Source organism: Streptomyces sp. NPDC089799 (genome assembly GCF_040684755.1).
GTDB lineage: Bacteria > Actinomycetota > Actinomycetes > Streptomycetales > Streptomycetaceae > Streptomyces.
Genome location: NZ_JBFBGR010000027.1, coordinates 46,104 through 60,638 on the forward strand (window position 1 = coordinate 46,104; position 14,535 = coordinate 60,638).

16 protein-coding genes and 1 tRNA gene are annotated in these 14,535 nt (G+C 73.4%); 10 read left to right on the forward strand and 7 right to left on the reverse strand.

From position 1 onward, the window contains the following. Positions 1-98 precede the first annotated feature (98 nt). A tRNA-Met gene (locus tag AB0O36_RS26405) sits at positions 99-172 on the forward strand. Between the two features lie 161 nt (positions 173-333). Here AB0O36_RS26405 and AB0O36_RS26410 read toward each other — a convergent pair. From AB0O36_RS26410 to hisN, 3 genes are all read right to left on the reverse strand, one after another. After that, positions 334-750 carry a Fur family transcriptional regulator gene (locus AB0O36_RS26410; protein WP_365114679.1) on the reverse strand — a complete coding sequence of 139 codons (417 nt, stop codon included), beginning with the start codon at positions 748-750 and terminating at the stop codon, positions 334-336. Positions 751-862: 112 nt separating this feature from the next. Next, a complete protein-coding gene (locus AB0O36_RS26415; protein ID WP_365114680.1) occupies positions 863-1,258 on the reverse strand; it encodes a CBS domain-containing protein in 396 nt (131 codons plus the stop codon). A gap of 295 nt (positions 1,259-1,553) precedes the next feature. After that, on the reverse strand, positions 1,554-2,360 hold the full coding sequence (hisN, locus tag AB0O36_RS26420) for a histidinol-phosphatase (protein WP_365114681.1): 807 nt from the start codon (positions 2,358-2,360) through the stop codon (positions 1,554-1,556). A gap of 146 nt (positions 2,361-2,506) precedes the next feature. Here hisN and AB0O36_RS26425 point away from each other — a divergent pair, with 146 nt between their 5' ends. Beyond that, complete coding sequence (locus tag AB0O36_RS26425; protein ID WP_365114682.1) at positions 2,507-3,094, forward strand: TetR/AcrR family transcriptional regulator; 588 nt, start codon at positions 2,507-2,509, stop codon at positions 3,092-3,094. Here AB0O36_RS26425 and AB0O36_RS26430 read toward each other — a convergent pair. The 4 genes from AB0O36_RS26430 to AB0O36_RS26445 form a co-directional block, all read right to left on the reverse strand. Continuing rightward, entirely contained in the window at positions 2,986-3,309 is a 324-nt protein-coding gene (locus tag AB0O36_RS26430) for a multidrug efflux SMR transporter (protein WP_365114683.1), read from the reverse strand. The genes AB0O36_RS26425 and AB0O36_RS26430 overlap by 109 nt on opposite strands. A gap of 247 nt (positions 3,310-3,556) precedes the next feature. Continuing rightward, positions 3,557-4,567, reverse strand: a complete 1,011-nt coding sequence (gene rsgA / locus AB0O36_RS26435; RefSeq protein WP_365114684.1) for a ribosome small subunit-dependent GTPase A — start codon at positions 4,565-4,567, stop codon at positions 3,557-3,559. A 4-nt stretch (positions 4,568-4,571) separates the two neighbouring features. After that, positions 4,572-5,912 (reverse strand): 3-phosphoshikimate 1-carboxyvinyltransferase, encoded by a 1,341-nt coding sequence (aroA, locus tag AB0O36_RS26440; RefSeq protein WP_365114685.1) that lies wholly within the window; start codon positions 5,910-5,912, stop codon positions 4,572-4,574. 54 nt (positions 5,913-5,966) lie between these two features. After that, positions 5,967-6,719 carry a M50 family metallopeptidase gene (locus AB0O36_RS26445; protein WP_365114733.1) on the reverse strand — a complete coding sequence of 251 codons (753 nt, stop codon included), beginning with the start codon at positions 6,717-6,719 and terminating at the stop codon, positions 5,967-5,969. 91 nt (positions 6,720-6,810) lie between these two features. Between AB0O36_RS26445 and AB0O36_RS26450 the strand changes: the two genes are divergently transcribed. From AB0O36_RS26450 to def, 8 genes are all read left to right on the forward strand, one after another. Next, entirely contained in the window at positions 6,811-7,629 is an 819-nt protein-coding gene (locus tag AB0O36_RS26450; RefSeq protein WP_365114686.1) for an SOS response-associated peptidase, read from the forward strand. Next, positions 7,629-8,315, forward strand: coding sequence for an alpha/beta family hydrolase (locus tag AB0O36_RS26455; protein WP_365114687.1), 687 nt, complete (start codon positions 7,629-7,631; stop codon positions 8,313-8,315). Before AB0O36_RS26450 ends, AB0O36_RS26455 begins: the two co-directional genes overlap by 1 nt. 208 nt (positions 8,316-8,523) lie before the next feature. Next, entirely contained in the window at positions 8,524-9,333 is an 810-nt protein-coding gene (locus AB0O36_RS26460; RefSeq protein ID WP_365114688.1) for a sigma-70 family RNA polymerase sigma factor, read from the forward strand. Next, complete coding sequence (gene rsrA / locus AB0O36_RS26465) at positions 9,330-9,662, forward strand: mycothiol system anti-sigma-R factor (protein WP_365114689.1); 333 nt, start codon at positions 9,330-9,332, stop codon at positions 9,660-9,662. The genes AB0O36_RS26460 and rsrA overlap by 4 nt, the downstream gene beginning before the upstream one ends. Before the next feature lie 192 nt (positions 9,663-9,854). Next, positions 9,855-11,408 (forward strand): HD domain-containing phosphohydrolase, encoded by a 1,554-nt coding sequence (locus tag AB0O36_RS26470; protein WP_365114690.1) that lies wholly within the window; start codon positions 9,855-9,857, stop codon positions 11,406-11,408. Next, the gene (locus AB0O36_RS26475; RefSeq protein ID WP_365114691.1) at positions 11,405-12,676 is read left to right on the forward strand and encodes an HD domain-containing protein; all 1,272 of its coding nucleotides are present in this window, start codon (positions 11,405-11,407) and stop codon (positions 12,674-12,676) included. Before AB0O36_RS26470 ends, AB0O36_RS26475 begins: the two co-directional genes overlap by 4 nt. A gap of 136 nt (positions 12,677-12,812) precedes the next feature. After that, positions 12,813-13,808 carry a hypothetical protein gene (locus AB0O36_RS26480; RefSeq protein WP_365114692.1) on the forward strand — a complete coding sequence of 332 codons (996 nt, stop codon included), beginning with the start codon at positions 12,813-12,815 and terminating at the stop codon, positions 13,806-13,808. Between the two features lie 58 nt (positions 13,809-13,866). Further along, positions 13,867-14,502, forward strand: coding sequence for a peptide deformylase (def, locus tag AB0O36_RS26485; protein ID WP_365114693.1), 636 nt, complete (start codon positions 13,867-13,869; stop codon positions 14,500-14,502). Positions 14,503-14,535 lie beyond the last annotated feature (33 nt).

Consider the following 14,535-nt stretch of genomic DNA (forward strand, 5'->3'; position numbering starts at 1 on the left):
CTCAGGCCGCCCCACACCGCGCCGCGCCTACGGGCGACACCTCACCGTCAAGCGATTTGCGCTGCTCGGGGGCTTTGACGTAACGTTGGGTTCACCGACGCGGGGTGGAGCAGCTCGGTAGCTCGCTGGGCTCATAACCCAGAGGTCGCAGGTTCAAATCCTGTCCCCGCTACTGATGCCGAAGGGCCCGGATCCACTGGATCCGGGCCCTTCGGTGTGTTCGGGGTCGTCTTCGGGGTTGCGTTCGGGACGGTGCCGCGCGGCCGGGGCGGTGAGGTGCGGCAGGGGCGGTGCCGCGCGGCCCGGGGGCGGCGCGGCATCCGCGGCGGGGTACTAGAGGGCGGCGCAGGTGGGGCAGATGCCCCGGTAGGTGACCTCCACGCCTTCGACCGTGAAGCCGAAGCGCTCCGCAGTCGGGAGGTCGGCCAGCGGGTTGCCGGTCGGGTGGACGTCGCGGATGGCGCCGCAGCGGGCGCACACCAGGTGCTGGTGGGGCCGGTGGGCGTTGGGGTCGTACCGCTTGGCGCGCCGGTCCGTGGAGACCTCCAGGACCTCGCCGAGGGACACCAGCTCGCCCAGGGTGTTGTAGACCGTGGCCCGGGAGATCTCGGGCAGCTTGGTCACCGCGCGCGCGTGCACTTCGTCCGCCGTCAGGTGCACGTGGTCACCGTCGAGCACCTCGGCCACGACGCGCCGCTGCGCGGTCATGCGCCAGCCACGTCCGCGGAGCCGTTCCAGCAGGTCACTCATGGGGCCCAGGGTAACAGTGGCCGGATCTCGCCTTGCCTGGCGGACGACGGGCCGGAAACCCCGGTTTCCGGCCCGCCGCCCCCGTTCGATCCCGATCCGGTTCCGTGCCGGGTCAGGCCGCGACCGCGCCGCGGCCGCTGCGGACCCAGCAGCGGATGATGTCGCGGACCGAGACGATGCCGACCGCGCCGCCGTGCTCCAGCACGATCAGATGCCTGAAGCCGCCGACGGCCATGGCCTCGGCGGCTTCCTCCAGGGTGGCGTCCGGGGTGCAGAACACGACGTTGTTGGTGGTGTGCGCGCTGACGGTCTCCCGGTCGGGGTCGTGTCCCGCGCCGATGGAGTTGAGGATGTCGCGCTCGGTCAGGATGCCGATGCCGCTGTGGTCGGGATCGAGGACGACGGCCGCGCCGACGCGCCGGCCGGACATCAGGCCGGCGGCCTGGCGGATGGTGTGGGCGGGTCCGAGGGTGAGGATCAGGGTGCTCATGGCGTCACGGACGAGCAAGAGAGCCACCTCCTGGGGCGAAGACCCTCCGCTCGGGCGGAGCGCCCGGGACCCGTTCCGCCTAGAGAACGGATTCACAAGCGCACAAGCGGAGGAGTATCAGATTCCCACGGCCACACAGGGTCATCAAGGGGGCGCGCAGCGCATTCGGGCGTGCCGCCGGGGCGCGTCCGGGTGTGCCGCGGCCGCTTCCCGGTCGCTTCCCGGAACCCGCTCGGGATCTGCTCGGGATCTGCTCGGGATCCGCTCGGTTACACGGTCCGGTGCGCGTCGCGCGACGCGCACCGGGCGGGTCTCAGGCGCTCGGCCGCAGGTGGGTCAGCATCGCCTCGTGGAGCAGCCCGTTGGAGGCCGCCGCGTTGCCGCCGTGCACCCCGTCGACCCCGTCCAGGCCGGTGAACCGGCCGCCCGCCTCCTGCACCACCACCGCGATCGCGGCCATGTCCCACAGGTTCAGCTCGGGCTCGGCACAGAGGTCCAGCGAGCCCTCGGCGACCATCATGTACGGCCAGAAGTCGCCGTAGCCGCGGGTCCGCCAGCAGGCCCTGGTCAGGTCCAGGAAGCCGGGCAGCCGGCCCTGCTCCTCCCAGCCGGTCAGCGAGGAGTACGCGAACGAGGCGTCGGCGAGCGAGGCCACCTTGGAGACGCCCAGCCGGACATCGCCGCCGCCGAGGCCGCCGCCCGCGTACGCGCCGCCGCCCTCGGTGGCCCACCAGCGGCGGCCCAGCGCGGGCGCGGACACCACGCCGACGACCGGACGGAACGTGCCCTCCTCGTCCGCCTCCATCAGGGAGATCAGGGTGGCCCAGACCGGCACCCCGCGCACGTAGTTCTTGGTGCCGTCGATGGGGTCGACCACCCAGCGCCGCGGGCCCTCGCCCACCAGCCCGTACTCCTCGCCGAGGATCGCGTCCTGCGGCCGCGCCTCCTCGATCAGCCTGCGGACGGCCGCCTCCGTGGCGGTGTCGGCCTCGCTGACCGGGGTCATGTCCGGCTTGGTCTCCACCTTGAGGTCCAGGGCCCGGAAACGGGCCATGGTGACCGCGTCGGCGGCGTCGGCAAGGGCATGGGCAAGGCGCAGGTCATCGTCATACTCGGGCATGGCCGAACATTATCGGCACCCTTCCCGGCGGACCACACGGGCCGCACCGACCGTCTTGACACCTCGTCAGGGCCCGTCAACCCTGTCCCGGAGGCCGGACGCCCCCGGCGGCCGGAGGGCGGGGGCCGGAGGCGGCGGGAGGCGCGATGCCGGCAGCGCGGGAGTCATTGCTGGAGGCGGCGGGAGCGGCCGTGGCCGCACGGCCCTGGACGGCCGTGCGGATGGTGGACGTGGCGGCTGCGGCCGGGGTGTCCCGGCAGACCCTCTACAACGAGTTCGGCGGCAAGGCCGGGCTCGGGCGCGCCCTGGTCCGACGGGAGGCCGAGTGGTACCTGGCGGGTGTGGACCGGGTGCTGGCCGGAAGCGCTCCCGGCCGGGTCAGGCTGGCCGGGGTGGCGGCCTGGACCGTACGGGCGGCCGGTGCGCGCCCGCTGGTACGGGCCCTGCTCACCGGGGCCTGGACGCCGGGCCTGCCGCCGCAGCGCGCCGCGGCCGGGCCGGGGGACCTGCTCCGGTCCGTACGGGACCGGGCGGTGGCCGCGCTGGGACCCGCCGGGAGCTCGCCGGAGCACTGCGAACTGGTGGTGCGGCTGGCGCTGTCCTACGTGGTCGCGCCCGGCGTCGATCAGTGGGAGGAGCCCGACAGCTGCAGGCCGATGACGCCCGCGATGACCAGGGTGATCGAGACGATCTTGAGGGTGGAGACCAGGTCGCCCAGGAAGACCATGCCGTAGATGGCCGTGCCGGCGGCGCCGATGCCCGTCCACACCGCGTAGGCCGGTCCGACGTCGAGCTTCTTCAGCGCGAGGGTGAGCAGGCCGAAGCTGCCGAGGGCGAAGCATGCGAAGGCGATCGTCGGCCACAGCCGGGTGAAGCCGTGGGACAGCTTCAGACAGACCGCGAAACCCGTCTCCAGGAACCCCGCGACCACCACGAGCAGCCACGCCATGGCAAATGCCTCCCCGCGTCATGTGACACGGACGGCCCGGCCGCGCGCCACTTGGTGCGATTATGCATTTACCAGACATGACGCCCGGCAAACGTGCCCCGGCGGTCGCAGCCCCTGGATGATCCACGCTCCCGGCAAGGTCAGAACCGGTCCGCCCCTGATCAGGCCTGATCCGAAAGGTGCGGCCCCGGGCCCGTCCGGCCGTGATCCGCCGGACAGGCTCATGGATCGAAGAGACACGGCCTAGCTAGTCGCCTTCGCGCCGCTCCCGCGTCGCCAGCAGCCGCCGCAGCGAGTCCAGCCGGGCCGGCTCCGCGTGCCCCTGGGTCACCCACTCGTCCAGCGCGCAGTCCGGCTCGTCGTGGCTGCACGCCCGCGGGCAGCCCTCCGTACCGTCCACCAGGTCGGGGAAGGCCAGGATCACCCGGGACGGATCCACGTGGTGCAGACCGAAGGAACGCACGCCCGGGGTGTCGATCACCCAGCCGTCCTCGTCCGGCAGCGGCAGTGCAAGCGCCGAGGTCGTGGTGTGCCGGCCCCGGCCGGTGACCGCGTTGACGTGGCCGGTGGCCCGCCGCCGGTCCGCCGCCACCAGTGAGTTCACCAGGGTGGTCTTGCCGACGCCGGAATGGCCCACGAAGGCGGTGATCTTGCCCGCCAGGCGCTCCCGCACCCGGTCCGCCGCGTCCCCGTTCTCCAGCTCGTCGCGGTTGACCACCACGAAGTCCAGGCCCAGCGTGGAGTACGTCTCCAGCAGCTTGTCGGCCGGCGCCAGGTCCGACTTGGTCAGCACCAGCAGCGGCACCAGTCCGGCGTCGTACGCCGCCACCAGGCAGCGGTCGATCATCCGCGGCCGCGGCTCCGGGTCGGCCAGTGCCGTGACGATGGCCAGCTGGTCGGCGTTGGCGACGACCACCCGCTCGAACGGGTCGTCGTCGTCCGCGGTCCGGCGCAGCACCGACGAGCGCTCCTGGATCCGCACGATCCGGGCCAGGGTGTCCTTCTTGCCGGACAGGTCGCCGACCAGCGACACCCGGTCGCCGACCACCGCCGCCTTCCGCCCCAGCTCGCGGGCCTTCATCGCGGTGATCCGGCGGTCGTCGACCAGGCAGGTCAGCCGGCCGCGGTCGACCGTGAGGACGAACCCCTCGGCCGCGTCCTCGTGCTTGGGCCGGATGTTCGTCCGGGGCCGGTTCCCCTTGGGGTTGGGGCGGGCCCGGATGTCGTCCTCGTCGGTGTGCTTCCCGTACCGGCGCATGGCGCTACTCCCCGGCTCCCGACAGCATGTCCGCCCACATCTTCGGGAAGTCCGGCAGGGTCTTCGCGGTGGTGGCCACGTTCTCGATCTCCACGCCCGGCACCGCCAGGCCGATCACGGCGCCCGCGGTGGCCATCCGGTGGTCGTCGTAGGTGTGGAAGATCCCGCCGTGCAGCTTCCGCGGACGGATGTGCAGGCCGTCCGCCGTCTCGGTGACGTCGCCGCCGAGCTCGTTGATCTCCTTGGTGAGGGCCGCCAGCCGGTCCGTCTCGTGCAGCCGCAGGTGGGCCACGCCGCGCAGGGTGGACGGGGAATCGGCCAGCGCCGCCACCGCCGCGATGCCCGGGGTCAGCTCGCCGACCTCGCTCAGGTCCACGTCGATGCCGTGGATGGCGCCCGTGCCGGTGAAGACCAGGCCCGCGTCGGTCAGCTCGCAGGAACCGCCCATCTCGGTGAAGATCCGGCGCAGTTCGTCACCCGGCTGTGTGGTCCGGCGGGGCCAGTCGGGGATGGTGACCGTACCGCCGGTGATCATCGCGGCGGCCAGGAACGGCTGCGCGTTCGACAGGTCGGGCTCGACCACCATGTCGCGGCCCAGCAGCGCACCCGGCGCCACCCGCCACACGTCCTTCTCGCCGCCCGCCTCGGGGGTGTCCACCTGGGCGCCGGCCGCGCGCAGCATCTCCACCGTCATCCGGATGTGCGGCAGCGACGGCAGGTTGCCGCCCACGTGCCGCACCTCGACGCCCTGGTTGAAGCGCGGGGCGGAGAGCAGCAGCGCGGAGACGAACTGGGAGGAGTTGGAGGCGTCGATCTCGACCGTGCCGCCCTCCAGGGCCCCGCCGCCGTGCACCGTCATCGGCAGGGCGCCGCGGCCGTCGTCGTCGATCCGGGCGCCGAGGGTCCGAAGGGCGGTGATGACCTGGCCCAGCGGGCGCTCGTACGAACGGGGGTCGCCGTCGAAGCGGATGTCACCGGCGGCCAGCGTGGCCACCGGCGGCAGGAAGCGCATGACCGTGCCGGCGTTGCCGACGTCCACGGTGGCCGGGCCGTGCAGGGCCGCCGGGATGACGCGCCAGGCCTCGCCGGAGCCCGCGCCCGCCCCGGAGCTGGAGGACACGGTCTCCTCGATGCCCACGCCCATCGCCCGCAGCGCGTCCGACATCAGCTGGGAGTCGCGGGACCGCAGCGGCCGGCGCACCCAGCCCGGCTCGGCGGCCAGCGAGGCCAGCACCAGAGCGCGGTTGGTGACGGACTTCGACCCCGGCACGGTGACGGTGGCGCGGACTGCGCCGTCCGCGAGCGGGGCGGGCCAGAGGGCGGGATGCGCGGGGGTCTGGGTCATGGCCCTTACTTTAGTTGTTGCCCGCGGGCGGACTCGCCCCGCGGCCGGGCCGTCTCAGAGGCCGAGCAGCCAGCGGCCGCCGCCGATGAGCGAGGTCAGCGACACCGCGTGGAACAGGAACAGCCAGAGCGCGGCCGGCACGTTCGTCAGCCGGGACAGCTGGTCCGCGTCGGAGTCCGGGGCACCGCCGTGCCTCCGCTTCCCCTGCAGCTCGAACACCGGCCGTACGCCGCCCAGCAGCAGGAACCACACCGCCGCGTACGCGAAGGCCGCCTGCACCCCGGCCGGGGCCAGCCAGGACACCAGGACGAAGGCCCCGCCGGCCAGGACCACGGTCAGTGCGCCGTACGCGTTCCGGATCATCACCAGCATCACCAGCAGCAGGACGGTGGCCACCCACAGCAGCAGGGTGATCCGGTGCGCGGACAGCAGCCAGGCCCCGCCCAGGCCCAGCAGCGAGGGCGCCGTGTACCCGGCGGCGGCCGTGAGGATCATCCCGGGCCCGGTCGGCCGGCCCCGGCTCACGGTCAGCCCGCTGGTGTCGGAGTGCAGCCTGATGCCGTCAAGTCGGCGTCCGGTCAGCACGGCCACCAGGCCGTGGCCGCCCTCGTGGGCGATGGTGATCGCGTTCCGGGACAGCCGCCACAGCGGGTGCGGGAGCACGACGGCCAGCGCGGCCGCCGCGGTCAGCAGCACCAGCCACTGCGGGGGCGCGTCCTGGAGGCCGGTGAGCCGCTCCCACAGGCCGTCCGCGAGACTGCCCGCGGCCGAGGTGTGCGCGGCCGGTATGTGCGTGTCCGGGATCATCGGGTTCATGGGGTCGGACGGCTCCTTGCCGTGGTGTTCCGGTGGTACCTCCAGCGGTGGCCGGTGGCAGTGACATGGCAGTGTGGCAGCCATGTGCGGACGCTATGCATCCAGTCGCCGGCCCGAGGAGCTGGCGAAGGCCTTCGGGATCGAGAAGTGGGAGCCCGGGGAGACCCTGGCCCCCGACTACAACGTGGCCCCGACGAAGGAGGTCTTCGTCGTACTCGACCGTCCCCTGAAGGACGCTCCGGACCCGCGTCCGGTTCGCCAGCTGCGCGTCCTGAAATGGGGACTGGTCCCGTCCTGGGCGAAGAACCCCGACGGGGCCGCGCGGATGATCAACGCGCGGTCGGAGACCCTGCACGAGAAGCCCTCCTTCCGCCGGCCGTTCGCACAGCGCCGCTGCATCATCCCGGCCGACGGCTACTACGAGTGGGTCACCGGGACCGACGAGCGGCAGCTGGAGGTCGAGGGCAAGCGGAAGCGGCCGCGCAAGCAGCCGTACTTCGTGCTGCCCGCCGACGGCTCGGTCTTCGCCATGGCCGGCATATACGAGTTCTGGCGCGACCGGACCCTGCCCGACGAGCACCCGCACGCCTGGTGGGCGACCTGCTCGGTGATCACCACGGAGGCCGAGACCGGGCCGCTGGCCACGGCCCCGGTGCAGGGCCCGCGCTCGCTGGCGGAGATCCACCCGCGGATGCCGCTGATGCTCACCCCCGACCGCTGGGACGCCTGGCTGGACCCGGCGGACACCGACACCGAGGGCTCGCTGCGGGACCTGCTGGCCCCGCCGCCCGGCGGGCTGATGCGCGCCTACCCGGTGCCCACCTCGGTGAGCAACGTCCGCAACAACGGACCGGAGCTGCTGACCGAGCTGGAGGCCCCCGAGGAGGGCACGCTGTTCTGATGAGCACGCACGCGCAGGAACCCGCGCAGGAGCACGCGCAGCACCACGCGCCGACCCGTACCGAGAGCGTCGCGACCCCCGCCGGGGAGGCCCGGATCACCTGGCACACCGCCCGTACCGCCCGCCTGGTGCTGGCCCTCGGCCATGGTGCCGGCGGCGGCATCGAAGCCCGTGACCTGCAGGCCCTGGCCGCGGCCCTGCCCGCCCGGGGCATCACCGTGGCCCTGGTCGAGCAGCCCTGGCGGGTGGCCGGGAAGAAGGTCGCGGCCGCCCCCAAGGTGCTCGACCAGGGCTGGCACGGCCTGTGGCCCGCCCTGACGGCGCCCGGACTCCCGGTGGTGGCCGGCGGGCGCAGCGCGGGGGCCCGGGTGGCCTGCCGGACCGCGGCCGGGCTCGGTGCCGCCGGCGTGCTGGCCCTCGCCTTCCCCCTGCATCCGCCGGGCAGGCCGGAGAGGTCCCGCGCCGGGGAGCTCACCGGGGCGGGCGTGCCCACCCTGGTGGTCCAGGGCGGCCGGGACGCCTTCGGGCGCCCCGGGGAGTTCCCGGAGGGGACCTTCGAGCTGGTCGAGGTGGAGGCGGCCGACCACGGCATGGCCGTGCCGAAGAAGGCCCCGCTCACCCAGGAGGAGGCGCTGGAAGTGATCACCGGGGCGGTGGGGGACTGGCTCGGCCGTCTGGCGTCCTGACATCGCCGCGCCCTGGCATTACTCCGCCCTGACATGACAAACGAACCGGTGGCCGATTTCGCCCGGAGCTGACAAACCCCGTCCCGTGAACGGGCCTTCCGCCCCCGGGAATGCACCGGCCGGCCCCTTGGTTGTTCGGGGTGCCGTGACGCACGGACGCCGTGCCGAACGGATGCCGAGAGGGACCCAGAGGGAGAGGGAGTGCCGCATGACCCGGGTCATCAGCCCGAACCGTACACAGGCTTCTGACCTGGACTGGTCGGTGCTGCCCGCGGCCAGGTACGCCCCCGGCCGGGCGGCGGATGGCCGGGATGGTCGACTATTCTCCGATTCGAGTGGGTCCGCATTCGGATCCGCCACGCTGTCGGAGGAGGTGGGTCCTGTTTCCGGGACCGACGAAGGCCAGGCGGAGGAGACGACCGCGGAGCGCAATGCGCGCTTCGAACGCGACGCCCTCGGTTACCTCGACCAGATGTATTCGGCCGCGCTGCGCATGACGCGCAACCCGGCCGACGCCGAGGACCTGGTTCAGGAGACGTTCGCCAAGGCGTACGCGTCCTTCCACCAGTTCCGCGAAGGCACCAACCTCAAGGCGTGGCTCTACCGCATCCTGACCAACACGTTCATCAACTCCTACCGCAAGAAGCAGCGCGAGCCGCAGCGCAGCGCCGCGGAGGAGATCGAGGACTGGCAGCTGGCGCGTGCCGAGTCGCACATGTCCACCGGTCTGCGCTCGGCCGAATCGCAGGCGCTCGATCACCTGCCCGATTCGGACGTGAAGGAAGCACTCCAGGCGATTCCCGAGGAGTTCCGCATCGCCGTGTATCTGGCCGACGTAGAGGGCTTTGCGTACAAGGAGATCGCGGACATCATGGGTACACCCATCGGTACGGTCATGTCGCGACTGCACCGTGGCCGCCGTCAACTCCGCGGAATGCTGGAGGACTATGCCCGTGAGCGCGGGCTGGTTCCGGCCGGCGCGGGAGAGTCGAACGACCGGAAAGGCTCAGGCTCATGAGCTGCGGAGAGCCGCACGAGACGGAGTGCTCCGAGGTCCTGGACCACTTGTACGAGTTCCTCGACCACGAGATGCCCGACAGTGATTGCACGAAGTTCGAAACACACTTCGGCGAGTGCAATCCCTGTCTGGAGAAGTACGGCCTGGAACAGGCCGTGAAGAAGCTGGTCAAGCGCTGCTGCGGATCGGATGACGTACCGACCGACCTGCGGTCGAAGGTGATGGGCAGGATCGAGCTGATCCGTTCCGGACAGGCCGTTCCGGACGAGGACATCACCGCAGGACCGGCGACCGCAGGACCGGCCACTGCCGGACCCGCCGCCGGCTGACAAAACCTGACGAGACCCCAGCCCCCGGAACAGGACTTCGTTCACCCGAAGGTGCTAATCCGGGGGCACCCGCGTGTCGCAATACGAAAATGCGGCCCGTGCGCGCAGGGGCCGCACCTATTCTCCCCAACCGGTACCGGTCCGATCCGGTGACCGGTTTGCCTGCCAGGCCACAGGGGGAGGAGAACGCCGATGCGCGGACTTCCGCCGGGCGCGCGCTTTTTCCTCTGCTGCGCCGTCGCCGGTTCCGTCGCGTGCCTGCTGCCGGCACTCACCGGCGCCGCCGCCGTCCCGTGGCCGGCCGCGGCCCTGCTGTGCGCGCTCTCCCTCGTCTGCGAACGGGCCAAGGCATGCCGGCTGCTGGGCAGTCGCGTGCCCGAACACATGGGCTCCTTCTTCCCCGTCGCGCTCGCCGCCGTCTTCCTGCTGCCGCCCCCGGCCGCCGCACTGGCCGTGCTGCCCGGGGCGCTCGCCGGGAAGGTCGAGCAGCGGCCGGCCGGGGTCCGCAGGGTCTGGCAGGCGGCCCGGCAGTCCATGGCCGCCTGGGCGGCCGGCGGGGTGTTCGGCCTGCTGGGCGGGCCCGCCGCACTCGGCGGCCCGGGCGGCTCCGGCGGCTCCGTCGCATCCGTCGCCGGCGGGGGATCGGGACCACCGGAATTCCCCGGGGTGATGCTCCCGGCCGCCGCCGCGGCCCTGGTCCTGTGCCTGGTGCTCGCCGCCCTCGACGGGGCGATCCTGGCCGTCGCCGAGCGGCACCCCGTCGCGACCGCCTGGCGCACACCGCTCGCCCGGTCCGTCGTCCCGCACCTGGTGCACGCCCCGGCCGCGCTGATGATGGCCGTGCTCTGGCGCAGCCCGTACGGGCCCCCGGCCGCGCTCGCCGTCCTGCTCCCGGTCGGCATCTCCTGCTGGGTCTTCGCCCAGTACCACCACGAACGCGGCGCCCACCAGGCCACCATCCGCGCCCTCGTCCAGGCGGTCGACATCAAGGACCGCTACACGCGCGGCCACGGCGAGCGCGTCGGCCAGGCCTCCGCGATGATCGCCCGCGAACTGGGCATGTCCGCGGACCGCGTCGAGACGGTCCGGATCGCGGGCATCCTGCACGACGTCGGCAAGCTCGGCGTTCCGACCCGGCTGCTGTGCAAGGACGGTCCGCTCACCCCCGAGGAGCGCCGCACCATCGAACTGCACCCCGAGTACGGCCACGAGATGGTCCGGGGCATCGGCTTCCTCGGCGAGGCCCGGGCGGCGATCCTGCACCACCACGAACGGGTGGACGGCGGCGGCTACCCCTACGGCCTGACCGGCGAGCGGATCCCGGTGGCGGCCCGGGTGGTGGCCGTCGCCGACGCCTTCGACGCCATGACCTCCACCCGCTCCTACAGCCGCGCCCGGCCCGTCCCGGTCGCCCTCGCCGAGCTCGAACGCTGCGCCGGAGCCCAGTTCGACCCGGAGATGGTGCTGGCCCTGACCACCGCGGTCCGCCGGGACGGCTGGCACCCGGTGGTCACCTCCGACGTGCCGGGCCCGCCGCCGCTGAACGCGCTCCCGGCCCAGGGCGGCGAGGCCGCCGGACGGGCACACTCCGGGTCGGTCCGGGCCGGTGGCCGCGCCGGGGCCACGGGTCACACCGGGGCGGCCGGAGGCGCCGGAGATGCCGGGCCTCCCGGACCCGACGGACCCGCCGGCGAGGGCGGAGGGTCCGACCGCACCCGCCGGACCGGCCGGACGGGCACCCGGTGAGGCCCGGCACCGTGTGGGCCGTGCGCGGCGCGGCCGGCGCGCTGACCGCGGCGGCGCTCGGCCACACCCTCTGGAACGGCATCACCGAGCCCGGCACCGCGCTCGCCTTCGGCCTGCTGATCACCGTCGGCGAGCTGGCCCGCGGGGACACCGTGGACGACCGGACCGGCCACCTCCCGGCCGGGGCCCGCCGCCCCGCGCCGCTCGGCTCCGCCGGCGCCCTCGCCTACGCCCTGCTCGGCCAGAACGCCGGAGCGCCCACCCACCACGGGGTGCTCCAGACCGTCGCCGTGGTGGTCGCGGCCGCCCTGGCCGGGACCGTCCCGCACATCGCCCGCGGCCACGGGCCCGCTCTCGACCACCTCGCCCGCCGGGTGCTCACCGTCGCGTTCGCCGCCGCCTGCTTCCAGCCGTTCCACCGGTCCGCGGGGCCGGCGGACCCGGTCGGCCAGGGGCCGCTCCTGGTGCCGTTCCTGGTCCTCCTGCTCGGCCTGACCGCCCTGTGCGACGCCGTGCTCGCCGCCGCCCTGGCCCGGGCCCGCACCGGATGGCCCTACGGGCCGCTGCTCCGGGACGAGCTGCGCGCGCTCGCCGGGATCGGCTCGGCGATCGGCGCCACCGGGGTGGTGACGGCCCTGGGCGTGGCCGTGGCCGGGCTGTGGGCCCTGCCCGTGTTCAGCGTGCCGCTGCTGCTCACCCAGCTCTCCTTCCGGCGGATCTCCGCCGCCCGTACGACGTACCGCCAGACCATCGCCTCGCTCGCCCGGGCCACCGAGATCGCCGGCTGCACCCGGCCGGGCCACGCCCGCCGGGTCGCCTCGCTCAGCTGCGCCGTGGGCCGGGAACTCGGGCTGTCCGAACGGGAACTGACGGTGCTGGAGTACGCCGCGCTGATGCACGACATCGGCCGGCTGTCGCTGGCCGACCCGGCCCCGGCGGGCTCCGCCCCGCTGCCGGCCGCCCAGGCCCGCCGGATCGCCGGGCTCGGCGGGGAGGTGGCCCGGCAGACCGGACTGCCCGCGGAGGTCGCCGTGGTGGTGGAGCGGCAGGCCGACCCGTACCGGGAACAGCCCGTGGCCGCCCGGATCGTCCGGGTGGCCGACGCCTACGACGACCTGGCCGGCGCCGCCCGGAACCCCGGCGGATCGCTGGAGGCCCTGGAACGGCTGCGGCTGGGCACCGGCCGGGAGTACCAGCCGGAGGTGGTCGAGTGCCTGGCCCGCGTCCTGCGGGGAACGCGGCCGCCCGGGAAGCAGACCCCGACGTGATGGAATCGCCGCTGTTCGGGCGGGGTAACCCATGGGTAATGAGCGGCCGTCCGAGTGGGCATGGTTGGATGCGAAGTGGAGAGTGTCCGCAAGGCTGCACCCACAGGCTGCACCGTTGGACCGGCAGGCGGGAATCGTGAGGATCTTCGGGAAGGTACGGCACAGGCCCTCCGCATCGTGGCGGCAGGCCACCGACCGCGCGTTCACTCTGATCGGCGACGGCCGGTACGAGGACGCGGGCGCCCTGCTGACCAGAGCCGCGGACCTGGAGCCCTGGCTGTCGGAGTCCTGGTTCAACCTGGCGCTGCTGCACAAGTTCCGGCACGACTGGGAGCAGGCCCGCGCGGCCGGACTGCGCGCCGTCGCCCTGCTGGACCGGGCGGCCGGCGCACCCGACTGGTGGAACGTGGGCATCGCCGCCACCGCCCTGCAGGACTGGCCGCTGGCCCGGCGGGCCTGGCAGGCGTACGGCCTGAAGGTCCCGGGCCACCCGCACGGCACGGGCGGCTCGGCCGAGCCGGTGGGCATGGAGCTGGGCAGTGCGGCCGTACGGCTGTCGCCCGAGGGCGAGGCCGAGGTGGTCTGGGGCCGCCGGCTGGACCCGGCCCGGATGGAGGTCCTGTCGATCCCGCTGCCCTCCTCCGGGCGGCGCTGGGGCGAGGTCGTCCTGCACGACGGGGTTCCGCACGGCGAACGGGTGACCGCGGCCGGTCCCGCCTACCCGGTCTTCGACGAGATCGAGCTGTGGGCGCCCTCGCCGGTGCCGACCTGGGTGGTGCTGCTGGAGGCCGCCACCGAGGAGGATCGGGACGCACTGGAGCGGCTGGCCTCGGACGCCGGTTTCGCCGCCGAGGACTGGTCGTCCTCGGTCCGCCTGCTGTGCCGGACCTGCTCGGAGAGCTCGATGCCGAGCGACGAGGGCGAGGGCGAGCACCTGGACCCGCACGACCACAGCGAGCCCGGTCACCCCGGCCCGCTGGGCCACCGTACGGCCGGTTCCGGCTCGCTCTGGGTGCCCGAGCGGGAGTGCGGGATCGCCGCTCCGGCCGGTCTGGTGCGCGGCCTGCTGGACGGCTGGGTGGCGGACAGCCCCGACACCCGTGAGTGGCGGGATCTCGAAGAAGTCTGCTGACCCCGGCACGTAGGCTGTACGGGCACACCAGAGACTTCAGGGAAGGCGTACGCGGGACATGGCGCAGCAGGAGAACGAGGTCCTCAAGGTCGATGACGACGGTTACGTTGTGGACACCGAGGACTGTGAGGCGCGTGAGCTCGCCCACCGGGAGCGGGGCACGGCCCGGCCGATCACCGTGGTCGGCAACCCGGTGCTGCACCGCGAGTGCAAGGACGTCACCGAGTTCGGCGAGGACCTCGCCCGGCTGATCGACGACATGTTCGCCAGCCAGAAGGCGGCGGAGGGCGTGGGCCTGGCCGCCAACCAGATCGGCGTGGACCAGAAGGTCTTCGTGTACGACTGCCCGGACGACGAGGGCCTGCGGCACACCGGCGTCGTCGTCAACCCGAAGCTCGTGGAGCTGCCGACCGACCGCCGCGTCCTGGACGACTCCAACGAGGGCTGCCTGTCCGTGCCGACCGCGTACGCCTCGCTGGCCCGCCCGGACTACGCCGAGGTGACCGGCCAGGACGCCCTGGGCAACCCGATCAAGGTGCGGGGCACCGGCTACTTCGCGCGCTGCCTGCAGCACGAGACCGACCACCTGTACGGCTACCTGTACATCGACCGCCTCTCCAAGCGCGACCGCAAGGACGCGCTGCGCCAGATGGCGGAGAACTCCCCGCGCTACGAGACCGTGCCGAACGAGTAGCGGTTCCCGCGCACGCCCGAGGGGCCCGCTCCG